10 protein-coding genes are annotated in these 11,400 nt (G+C 53.3%); 4 read left to right on the plus strand and 6 right to left on the minus strand.

Annotated features, from left to right (window positions below; genetic code table 11):
• Window positions 1–238: 238 nt before the first annotated feature.
• From QP999_RS06295 to QP999_RS06305, 3 genes are read left to right on the plus strand one after another with little or no spacing between them, the layout of a single operon-like run.
• Complete coding sequence (locus QP999_RS06295; RefSeq protein WP_143334713.1) at window positions 239–571, plus strand: helix-turn-helix domain-containing protein; 333 nt, start codon at window positions 239–241, stop codon at window positions 569–571.
• Window positions 564–1,367, plus strand: coding sequence for an ImmA/IrrE family metallo-endopeptidase (locus QP999_RS06300; protein ID WP_284847889.1), 804 nt, complete (start codon window positions 564–566; stop codon window positions 1,365–1,367). The genes QP999_RS06295 and QP999_RS06300 overlap by 8 nt, the downstream gene beginning before the upstream one ends.
• A gap of 7 nt (window positions 1,368–1,374) precedes the next feature.
• Window positions 1,375–1,974 carry a PIN domain-containing protein gene (locus QP999_RS06305; RefSeq protein WP_284847890.1) on the plus strand — a complete coding sequence of 200 codons (600 nt, stop codon included), beginning with the start codon at window positions 1,375–1,377 and terminating at the stop codon, window positions 1,972–1,974.
• Window positions 1,975–2,085: 111 nt separating this feature from the next.
• On the opposite strand, the gene QP999_RS06310 is transcribed toward QP999_RS06305, so the two are convergent.
• From QP999_RS06310 to QP999_RS06325, 4 genes are all read right to left on the minus strand, one after another.
• Window positions 2,086–2,967 carry a hypothetical protein gene (locus QP999_RS06310; RefSeq protein ID WP_284847891.1) on the minus strand — a complete coding sequence of 294 codons (882 nt, stop codon included), beginning with the start codon at window positions 2,965–2,967 and terminating at the stop codon, window positions 2,086–2,088.
• A gap of 126 nt (window positions 2,968–3,093) precedes the next feature.
• The gene (locus tag QP999_RS06315) at window positions 3,094–4,509 is read right to left on the minus strand and encodes a hypothetical protein (protein ID WP_284847892.1); all 1,416 of its coding nucleotides are present in this window, start codon (window positions 4,507–4,509) and stop codon (window positions 3,094–3,096) included.
• 19 nt (window positions 4,510–4,528) lie between these two features.
• Complete coding sequence (locus QP999_RS06320) at window positions 4,529–5,488, minus strand: APC family permease (RefSeq protein WP_284847893.1); 960 nt, start codon at window positions 5,486–5,488, stop codon at window positions 4,529–4,531.
• A 69-nt stretch (window positions 5,489–5,557) separates the two neighbouring features.
• Window positions 5,558–5,749 carry a hypothetical protein gene (locus tag QP999_RS06325; RefSeq protein ID WP_284847894.1) on the minus strand — a complete coding sequence of 64 codons (192 nt, stop codon included), beginning with the start codon at window positions 5,747–5,749 and terminating at the stop codon, window positions 5,558–5,560.
• 1,179 nt (window positions 5,750–6,928) lie between these two features.
• Between QP999_RS06325 and QP999_RS06330 the strand changes: the two genes are divergently transcribed.
• The gene (locus tag QP999_RS06330) at window positions 6,929–7,699 is read left to right on the plus strand and encodes a hypothetical protein (protein ID WP_284847895.1); all 771 of its coding nucleotides are present in this window, start codon (window positions 6,929–6,931) and stop codon (window positions 7,697–7,699) included.
• On the opposite strand, the gene QP999_RS06335 is transcribed toward QP999_RS06330, so the two are convergent.
• Both QP999_RS06335 and QP999_RS06340 read right to left on the minus strand, forming a co-directional pair.
• On the minus strand, window positions 7,686–9,482 hold the full coding sequence (locus tag QP999_RS06335; RefSeq protein WP_284847896.1) for a heparinase II/III domain-containing protein: 1,797 nt from the start codon (window positions 9,480–9,482) through the stop codon (window positions 7,686–7,688). The genes QP999_RS06330 and QP999_RS06335 overlap by 14 nt on opposite strands.
• Before the next feature lie 50 nt (window positions 9,483–9,532).
• Window positions 9,533–11,371, minus strand: coding sequence for an asparagine synthase-related protein (locus QP999_RS06340; protein WP_284847897.1), 1,839 nt, complete (start codon window positions 11,369–11,371; stop codon window positions 9,533–9,535).
• Between the last annotated feature and the right edge of the window lie 29 nt (window positions 11,372–11,400).

Raw genomic sequence — 11,400 nt, forward strand, 5'->3', positions numbered from 1 at the left:
GGGCAGGGAAACTCTTCCCTATCAGCTTTGCGCAGTCTCTTTTACAAGTCTCGGTCTTCCGCTCATGCGCCCGCTCAAAAAGGATTGACTAACCAAGGTTTTAGGCTTGCCAATTTCAGGCTTGCCCGGGCGTGCGATAGCGGCAATAGTTTGCGACCAATTCGCACCAACTTCACCCTGAATCATATTGACTCAAACCTGATTCACGTGTTTAATCGAAGTCAACAAGGAGCACAAAATGAACATCCCTACCGACTTCGGCGAGCGCGTCCGCATGCAGCGTCAGCTTCGCGGACTCAGCCAAAGAGAGCTCGCCGCCATGACCGATGAAATTCTGTCCCAGCCCACCCTGGCCCGACTGGAGAAGGGCACCGCTACGCCAACTCTCCACCACATCATGGCCCTCGCGTGGGCTCTAGGTATCGATGCCGCTGAGCTTGTGGACACCACCCCGCTCTCCCAGCGGGTCCGCGTTGCAGCCCGTGGCCACCAGGCCAAAACCGAGGAAGCAACACAAACTCTTCTGCCTTATCTCCAGCTACGAGTGAACCTGGATAGCACACATGCCTAATTCAACGAGCCCCTCTCAACAGGGCGTTGACCTGGCTGCTGGTTTTCGCGCGAAGCACGATCTCGACTTGGGGCCTGTCGGCGACATCAACAATCTCATGAAGCTCGTTGACGCTGACTTCATCGTGCTCGACTTGACGGATGGCCTCGATGCACTGACTCTTCGCGATCCTGCTTCAGGTGCCTTAACCGTAGGGATCAGCACGAGTAATAATCCTTTCCGACAGCGTTTCACTGTCGCCCACGAAATCGGGCACATCGTGGCCGGAGACATCACGGAGGATGGCGCTTCCTTACAATGCGACAAGACCCTGCCTTCCGAAACACGCGCGAACACCTTTGCGCGCTGCGTACTCTGCCCTGAAGAAGCGTTGCAAGAGCTGCCTCCGTACGCAGATACGGAAGAGCTATTGTCTGCAGTTGTCCAACAATTCCAAGTCTCTCCACACGTAGCAGCCATCCAGCTGCACCAAGCAGGTCTTATCTCGAAAGACATCAAGGAAGAACTAAAGAATCACACCGCCAAGGGACTCGCCTCCCGCTTCGGATGGAAAGCCACGTATGACCATGCACGCAAAATTGCTGCTTTGCCACGTGCTTCCGAAAGGCTCGTTGCTGATGCCTACAAGGCCTACTCCCAAGGACTCATCACCCTATCGACTGTAGCCTTCGCCGAGCAGGTAAGCCCCGAAGAAGTAGCGGATTCAATGTACGCCGACCGGAGTTCTGTCAGCCAAAATCTCACAGGCCAGCGCGATATTGAGGCTGACCTGGATGATTTCTTCGCCAACGAGTAGTTTCACCATGACTAGAAGGTTCATCTTTGCGGACACCAGCGTGTTGCTGAATTTCATCTGCGCCGGCGAGCAGGACCTCCTTTTCAAATTCGTGGGCGATGAGCAGCTTCTCGTGCCCACGGCAGTCAGAGACGAAGTGCACCGAAAGCTAAAAGAGACTCGGTTCCAGTCCGGCTTCCGAACATGGGCATCACTCATTACGCATGGACACGTGCACGTGCTTGACGACGACAAAGATCGCCTCTTCAAACACATCCGTCTATTCGCGGGCCCCAGATTCTCAATCCAGGGTGGAATGGCAAAGAACCTGGGAGAATACGTCGCAATCGCTCACTGCCTAGCGCTCCTTGAGGAGGACCCTTCGGTGAGTACCGCCATCATCATTGATGACGAAGACGCGAAAGAGCTCATACACAAGCGACAAGCAGCAACAGTCTTCAGCACCGAAGCCGTACTTCTCCGCTGTGTGAAGCTCGGTATCCTCACCGACCGCGGCCAATCCCGCAAGGTATGGGAGAAGCTCTCAAAGTTCGATGTTCTAGCCCCTTTTGAAACAACTCGTTTGAACGACCGCACGGTCTACCCGGCGCGCAAGGAGACTAAATGACCCTCACCTGCCAGTAGCCCGGTGAGGGTCGAGCAGCTGTACATGATGTAGGGCTGCTCCTGACTAAACTTTGCCTCATTTAACACCATTCAGTCAAGAGCTTCAGTGCTATCACCCCCAACGCCGCCTTCGATACTCAACCCGAACTGGAATCTCGTCTGGCTCTAATGGCCTGTCCGGCGTCTCCCGGATGGTATATGGCGTTATCTGTTCCGCGAGTAGTTCGTGCCGGTACATTTTGGCAATCTCTGGCTCATTCTTTTCGATATGCTCAATTAGCCGCTTAGCCAAGTCAAAAAGCCTTTCTCCCTCTGCTTCAGCCGCTATTTCTCGTTCGTACTTCCGCACCGCAGCAAAACCGCACCATTCACGCCAGAGTTCAAACATCGGCCGGTAGTGCTCACAATAGAATTCCCATTCCCATCGCGCAGAAATAATTCCGTGATGCTCTCGGAGCTTAAATTTCCACTCTTTCTCTTCTTTTGCCACGACCTCAAGCACTTCATCAGGAGAGACTTCCGCGAATCTTTGCACAATGCGGACTCCGCCCAAGGGAGATATTTGCAGTCCTTCTTTGCAGGGGGCGGTTAGAACACCCTCCAAAAGCACGTCCAATGGGGAATCCACTAGTACTTCAAGAGCTCTCGGATCGGTGATTATGAAATCATCGCCGCTTCCCAGCTCCATGGCTTCTCCTAGGCGGCAACTCTCAATCATGAAGCTTGCGGCACTATCTTGCTCTTCCCCACCTCGTTGCGCGTGTAACCTCACCTGATGATTCACGAGTTCATCGATCTCAGCAGCCTTCGCCCATGGTCCTTTTATTCGCGGACGTGAGACCTTTCGAATGGATCCGTCCTCAAGCTGTAGGCTATACCGGAATGAAGCCTTTCCAGAGGGCTCGATGTCAACCACCTGCGCCTTCAAGGATTGCCCCTCGATAGAATCACTTTCTCGAAACGCAACTACGTCTCCAACCTCAGCTTGGTCCACGCCCCTTACCCCATTCCTTGTGCCATCGTGTGTGTCCTAACTGTTACCGCAAAGTCAAGTGCCAGCTCATACGGTCTGCGCTTTACTCATCGTTAGCTCGCTGCTTACCGTCCGACTGTGCGCGGTTTAGGCCGAGTGAACCTTAGCCGGGTCAGCAGAAACAGAAGCCTCGCCTTTCAAGCCGCCCACGAAAGCAGAAAGCACCCCTCGCTCTTCCATGTCCACCAGGATGTCTCGGATAGCTAAGATTTGCATAGACACTCCCCGCCCCTCGGATTCGGCGTCAGCGATCACTCTCGCCAGCGCATCAGCCACGCTTTCCGACGCCCCAATCTCCACGCAATGCATCCCCCGCTGCAGTCCTTTCTCCTCACGGAATTCCTTGGACCCAATTGCTTTATCGGCCGGCAAGTCAAGATAAGACAAGCAAAAGTAGTCAGGCAGCCCAGCACGTGTCAGATCACGCAGGAATCCGATGGGTTTGGTGACTACTGGAACTGGAAGCGTCACCGAAGAACGGAAGGGCGTGGGCTTGTTGCTCGAAAGCTTCTTTAGGTACCTCCTTGTACCCGGAACAGCGGCTTCTTCGAAGTACTCACGTTCAGCAGCGAGACTGAGGATGTCGGCAAAGGTTGCGGAGTACTTCCCGTCCAACAACGACACCGAGCCAGATCCGGAAGGGATCAGCGAGTTCCGTGAGTTATCGGACATCGCCCCCTGATACCCAATGATCATCTTGTTGTCTTTGGTGATGACCAGAGTTGAGGAGCCAATCACGTTGGCAGCATTGCTTTCGATGAAGTTGACGAGCTCACCAGTTTCAGGGTTAATAATCAGGCTGTTGCCGTCGTAAATGAGCTCCTCATATCCTGGGGTGAAGTAGAGATTATCCACCACAAGATTGCTCGTGATGTGATCGAAATACCCAATGGGATGTACCTGAATCACGGCACTATTCTCATCTGGGTCGCATGCGAGCCCCAACAGCTTTCCGTTGAACATCGCCCGCCCTTTGGCATAGTGGCGGCGCAGGTTAAGGTACTTGAACTGCTGTAGCTTGCTTGGTAAGCGATATTTAAAGGACGAGTATTCCCAAGGTTTTTCTAGCCCGCCATTCTGAATGAACTCATCAATGTGTTGCGACTTCAGAAACAGCCTTCCCCCAAAATCTTCCATCCTGTACCCCACCGACTTCTGATATTCAGACAGCTGCGCTTCACTCAATGCCTTAACTGTGCGTGCGCTCAGTGACCGGACAGCGTAGGAATAACGGTCCTTACTCTCCTTAGAAACCGCCCCAAGCCAGTACAGGACAACCACGACGGCAACAGCGATTGTCGCCGTGATGAGCACGGATTCCGATACTGCCGACGCCTCCCACATCGCAGTAAGGACCGGAATGGCAATCGTGAGCGGAGCGAGGAATTTAGACGCATCCGCAACCGATACTGACTCGATCAACAAACTAATCCACGATAGACTCGCACCTTTCCATCGGCGCAATGCATGGAAAACCGTTGCTTCTTGGTGTTTCTGCTGCACAGGGAATTAGCTTAGCTCACTAATCCAGAATCAACGCCGCCGTCTCCTCCGGCGGCAGATCCTTCAACTGCCGACTCTTGATGGCCCACGACACCAGCCCCAGCACAATCCAGACCGCCAACACGATGAGCGGAGCCGTTCCCAACATGCCAGGCGAACCCGGGACAAAGAGCAGCGCCAAGAACCCGACGGAGAGAATACACCCGGCTAGCGCGAAGTACTCGTAAAACTTGTTCGGCGCAATCGGCTTAGCCATCCCAGGAACCTGCCCGGTACGCGCAATCTTCCATGCACTGAAGCAGGTATAGAAGTACGCCACCGTGATGCCGGCACTGGACATGTCGACGACCCACGACAAAGATGCGCGCCCAAACCACGGGGTCACCAAGCACACCGCGCACACCAAGAGAATCGCATTGCGTGGGCTGCGCTGCTTACCATGTAGCTCACCCAACCGGCTTGAGACCAGGTTGGCACGACCAAGAGTAAACAACACGCGGCTTGCCGCAGTGAAGAATCCGTTAAGTCCAGTAAGGACTCCAGCACTAACAGCTACAACCATGAGAACCAAGCCAGCTGGTCCCATCACCTCGCTAATAGCTGCCGCCGGCGGCCAAACCTCCCCTTCGAAAGCATCGTGACGAGTTCCCACAGCGATGGAGGTTGCGAGCATCATCGCCAAATAAATCAAGGTCGCCGCAATGACTCCCCACATCAGAAGGCCTAGTGCTTTCTTCGGCGAGAAACTGAACTCGCCCGCCAGCTGCGGAATGGAATCAAAGCCCACGTAGGCCCACGGGGCAAAAGCGCTGATGGTCGCAACCGCTGCTGCCGGCGGGACGTCGACGGGGAAAGCAGGGGCAAGCGCCGGGCGCTTGGCGACGTAATAAATCACCATCCACGCCAAGACAACCACCACCGCCACAATCATGATCACAACGGCAAAGGACTGAAACTTGCCAGGAAACGCACCCCTCATGACCAATTCAAGGAACGTGACGCGGAAGACAAGCGTGACCGTCGACGCATTCAACGGGACGACGCAAGACTACCCCAGTGTCAACGCCCAGCCTGCGATAAACGCGTGAGTCCGGCCGAGCGCGGCCATAGCAAACGCCACCCCACCACCAGTCAGCGGCAGCGCACGAATAGTAAAGCCGTAACTCAACCCAATAATAGCAATCATCAGGCCACCAACGACAAAGCCGATGACCGTTCCAGCAAGCCCCGCTTTCTGCATCCCGTCGAAGGGCAAGATATAGGCGTCTCATCCGATTGTCGCGCCCAGTACCATGGCGAAGACCCATGAGGGTTGCAAGTTTCTCGCAGGATCGTATTCTCCGACGGCTGGCTTAATCCCAGACTATTCACCGCTTGCGCAGAAGCTTGCGGACTATCCCAGCGCGCGTTTCTGGCAAGCCGAGAGATTATACTGGGTGCGCTCGCGAGATGACTCGTACTCAGTCTTGCTGCGCCTGCGGCACTTTACCTAGTCCCCAGGACCGCTCAATTTCGATCCCCTCACCAATGCTTACCGACGGCGCTGTTTTCATCCCTTTCGTCGTCGGCTTCAACACCGCCCGCCCACACTGCATTGCGAAACCTCGTCATACCTGGTCCCAACGTCAGCCCCGCCGCACTTTGCCGCCTGAGTTCCGAAGGACAGCGAGACTACCGTCTACCTTTCGATTACCCTTGAGAAATGCGTTTAGTTACTACAAGGGCCGAACTAAAAAATTGGACAACTCCATAGGAGCTTTCACCCCACCGGATTCCAATCATTTCCCCCTGCGCCACCACGGACTAGAATTTGAGCCCACCACCTTCTTATGCAAAAAGGATCCCCATGCGCCGTCTATCCCGCTCCGGAAAAGCACTAGTCGCCCTTACGGTCACAACTTCGATTTTCGCTGTCCAAGCTTCCACGCCAGCGCCCACGCAAGCCCAACAAGTACCTGCTTTCCAGGCACCTACCCTGCCAGAGTTCAACGAAGAGCATGCACGTCAAGTAATTTCCGCACTGGTCGCACTTGCCGCAGGAGTAGGCGGACTAGCACTCATTGCAAATCTTCTGCCAGGTATTGGTTCTTCCCAAAGCTCTAAGTCAAGCTCTACTTCACGGTCAACGGCAACCACGACTGCCTCCAGCAGTGCGGTGCCTACTACCTCTACACAGCCGACGAAAAGCGCTACCCCGGCACCGACCACACCCCTAATCCCTTCCCCAAGCTATATTCAACACGTTGCTGAGATTAGAAAGCGTCTAGCTACCAGTACCGACAAATCCCCGCTGTGGGCATGGACTGCTCCTCGCGGCCCTCAGCTCAAACTCCCGACTCATGAAGGCAGCGGCCAAGCCACCCACCCTTCAGTTCTCTATTTTGAGCAAGGCTGGAACGGTTGGAAGTACTGGATGGCCATGACCCCGTACCCGGCTAGCGATGAAAGCTCTGAAGATCCCAACCTCGTCGTCTCCAACGACGGTACAACGTGGCAGGTTCCCAACGGTCTAACAAATCCTCTCGACGACCAGCTTGGCAAGCCCAACCCGCATAACTCTGATACCCAGCTTGTCATGGCACCTAGCGGCGAGATGTACCTGACGTGGCGTACGGTGGATCGCCCTAACGGCAAGACAAACCGCATTTTCCTGATGAAATCTACCGATGGCATTCACTGGTCTGATAAAGAAGAAATCTGGTCGGGTGAACCACAGTTCATGTCCCAAGCTCTCATCTGGACTGGGCATAATTGGCGGCTCTACGGCGTAGCTAACCGTGCTGGTAGAGCAAATCAAATGTTGTTTTATGAAAGCTCGGATTTGAAATTTTGGTCGCCGCCTACCACCGTCCGCTTTGAACCAGCGCTCAAGTCTGACCAACGTCTGTGGCACATAGATGTCCAGCTCTACGAGGGAGAGTATGTTGGTCTTGTCCATATCATCCCCGGCACCGTTAAGCGGGGGAACCTATATCTTGCGAGTTCCAAGGACGGAATCACCTGGAAGCGTTCTGACACCCCGATTATCTCCCATGAGGAGTCTGGATACCCTAATCTCTACAAGTCTGCCCTTGTCCCGCACAAAGGCGGTGGGGATTTAAACTTCGAGCTTTACTACTCCGGTTTCAGCGAAGGCCGTGCAGACTGGCGTATTAACCGCACTGTAGTGGAACGCATCACCGCGGAATAAGTCCACCGTCTGCATATCCGCGTCCAACAGGCACAGATAATGCACGAACGCATTTATTCTTTACGTCGTACTCAAAACGATATGTGTGTGTTCCTCGAACAATGCGCAATACTCTTTTGTCTTCCCCTTGACCTTTGAAAGTATATTCAATCTTCTCCTCGGGCCCTGCCACCACAACCGCAGTGACAAGGTTAAAGTCTTGGCTCGCACGTCCAAACCCCACGGTCCAAGTGTCCTCTGGCTGCTCATTTCTGAAAACAACACCGCGAAGCTGCTCACGGTCTCCACGAGCCAGATTTACATCCAGATGTTCGTAAAAGCGCGTTCCTTCTATTCCGTAGCGGATAAACACTAACTGTGTTCCATCAACAACAGAACGAAACTTCACAGTCTCATACTGGGACCCGACGTATTCGAACTCTGGAGCCACGTTCCACCGTTGTTCGGCGTATCTTGCCGTTCTAGAGGGAGGCAAACTATCCACTACAACGAAAGGTCCACAATCTGTAAAACATACACTGCGCTTCCACGTCAGCCCTCCCCAAGCATTGTCTTCAAGATCAAACGCGGACCAAGTAGTCTCTATCTGGCGTTTTACCAAACGCGAAGCAGCGCCGGTATCATGCGCCTTTCCACGTACGGTAAGCACATTATGCGCTAGACGGCTCTGCGCGTAAGAACGCATCTGACCGCGCACGTAACCTGGATGCCCCGCATCCACGATAATATTCCGACCACGATCCCAGAAAGTCAACGAAAGGTGGTCAAAATGCCCATGTATGTCGCGCGCCGGCCCAAAACGCAATGAATAATAGCTTTCCAACCCACTAGGTCGACGTTGCCCGAACCCTGAGCGCCCAAACACATAGCCGGCGCTATACACTTTGACACGGGGGATTTCCGTGCCTTTAGCTCCATTGGACAATGCAAATTCCAGAGCTCCCCCCCGCACGAATTCTGGACGCCGCGGCATAGAATCACCGACTTCCACATAGGTCCCGTCAGGTGTGAGGGAATGCGCAATAAACTCCTCCAGCGGTTTCTGTTTAGCACGGAGCTGCTCAACGCCTGGTCGCCCGTAAAGCTCCAGTGCGAGGACGGCGGTCTGTCGGAGACGCTCAATGTAGCTAGCGTATTCTGGCGCTTGCTCATTGATGGCGCCTTCCTCGTCGATCATTACCTCAAGACACGCCAAGATTCGTTCGGCCCCAGTTGATAGCATCGACTCTTCGCTCAGCCTGCCTCCCACCACCAGCAACGACAGTGCCTGTGCAAGACCGTGGTTCCAGTAGCCATCAAAATGCTTCATAAGCCACTGCCCGTGGTATTCAATAGCCTCCCGCAACCATTCATCCTCAGGGAAGACTTCACTAAGCACGCTAAGCGACGCCGCTCTAATCGCCACCGCATGCCCACCCCAAACATACTCATCGTCCTCCCAGTCAGGCGACGACAAGTTCATCAGCCACCAATCCCTTGCCACCTGCTTAGTGAACTCTACCCCTTCAGAGACTTCTTCAGCCCACTCGGACTTTGGGCGCTCTAATGCGCGGTCGACGATGAAGTCAATCCAGTTCAATGAATGCACATAGAAACGAACAGTGGGGTGCAATTGTTGTGCTTCAATTTGGGGCCAAAACGGCTTTGCAGGTTCAAAGTCAACAGGATTATAGGAATGAATCACCAGCTTACCGCTGAGGACGCCGAGAATAGTATTAATACGGCCGAGTCCGCCAGAGATGACGATGGAGCGTCCGCGGTTCGGGGCAGTGTAGAGCGTCACAGGGTTCCTTTCGATGGTGACATTTATCGGACAAATCGGAGCCCAGGCACTTAATCAGTCAACCACTTCTTCGAAAGCCATTGATCAACAAGCAAGGTCCTAAATAACCGAATGAGGACGTTTTTTCTTCCGACGCGAGAAGGATGCGACTTCACTGCGGTCGCCTCATCACACTTACTTAGTACAAGGATTTTGTCCACAAAGTCAGCATCCAAAATCGATTTCACCTCTGTCCAATTGTCACTAGCAACAAGAAAACTTGCTACCGAGGTCATCGGGGTCGAGCGAAAGCTATCAAAGCCCGGACCATTATCGCTTAGCCTATGAATTCTCCCGCGGAACGGCTTTGGCGGTTTCCTTCGTAAATCATAAAAATCGCCAGAAATGCCCTCCAACGGGGCGGTTGCTTCGAACTTAAAAGCTCCTCCCCGGGCGGTCGGGATCTTGAGAGCATCTTCCCAGATCTGAGATAGTGCCAAGAAGCCAGTTACGTTCTGCATTCTGTTCAATGCGGGGAGAACATCAGCAACCGCTACCACTTCTGAATCACAGAATGGATACATAACTTGTGAGTCAGCATCAGCCTGAACCACGTGCGCTTGCAAGTACCTTGAAGAGCGTAGGTCCCTTCCGTGCATATATAACAACTCCAAATTCGTTTTCGCTGGAACTGACGCCATCCAGTTTTCAAAAACGCCGAAACTGTATTGGTTTAGTTCAGGTCGAAGTATCTTGGCGTTCGTTCTAGAAAACCGCTCGTACACATAATCAAGTGATTTCGCATTGGTCTTGTCCATGACCCCCTTAAACAAAGGCCACTGCCCCGCAACCAAGTTTTCTCCTACTTCAATTGGAGAAGCATTTTGGTAAGGAGCCACTAGAGCTTCCGAGGGAATAAACCCTTGCGAATCTGCAATCGACTTAAGCATCGATCCAACGAAACTGTTTGGGTCATTGGCACCAGGAATGACAGCCATATGCTTCACACCAGCAACATCTGCAAGTTGAGCAGCAACCATCACTTCCTCAGATGTAGCTTCGCCCTGCGTGACTGCAGTAATGTTTACGTCGCTGCGCTCCCTAAACAGGCCTAAGATAATGCGGCTGTCAAGACCCCCAGAAAGGCGAAGCTGGATATGATCGGTTCCCCGACGCTCAAGCGCTCGTTCCGTCGCATTGAGAAAAGCGGAACTAAGCTCGTTCGCACCAGTAAACCAACGATTTTCTCTCTCTTCGAGTGATATTTCGACTTGGCGTGGAGCAGGGCCAATATGGATAGCGCCCCCAGTTACTCGAAGTGAAGATCTTGGCGCAAGGGTCCTAACCCCTCTAAACGGCGTAACCCCCGAAATCGAGTACCCGAAGTTCAAGTACTCGTACGCATACTTCTCTTCGAGACTGACTAAAGACGAATTACCGTCACTCATTGCCAAGGCGATGAACAGAGGACGATTGGAAATATAGGTAAACTCATCATCCTGCCCATAATGAATTGCTTCAAGAGTTGGGACTGTATTCCAAGCGAACACTCGGTTTGTACTCTTATCACCTGTAATTGCGGCATAGCTGCCCCACACAGGACTCTCGTAGCGAATATCGCCGGCATGGGTCGAGATGCTGTCGATCAATGGCCCTGAATGAAGCGGATTTGTTGCAAGGGCCCACCGGCCCTTTTTTTGTGCAAAACATGGCTTACCTTGCTGGGCCTCCGTTTGCCATACGACTGCTGTCGTCCCTCCTACGCCCAAACCACGAACTATCTCAGGCTTGCGCGAGTACCGACTTCCCAAATATTTAGCTATTTCTGGTAAAACGACCGCTAATTTGCGCTCGATGTCTTCAGAAGCATCACTCGCCCAAGTGCGAGGAATAATTGTAAGGTTCAGCATTAAATACTCCTTTAAGAAGTTGGATCAAT

It is taken from the genome of Corynebacterium sp. MSK004, assembly GCF_030232515.1.
GTDB classification, from domain to species: domain Bacteria; phylum Actinomycetota; class Actinomycetes; order Mycobacteriales; family Mycobacteriaceae; genus Corynebacterium; species Corynebacterium hesseae.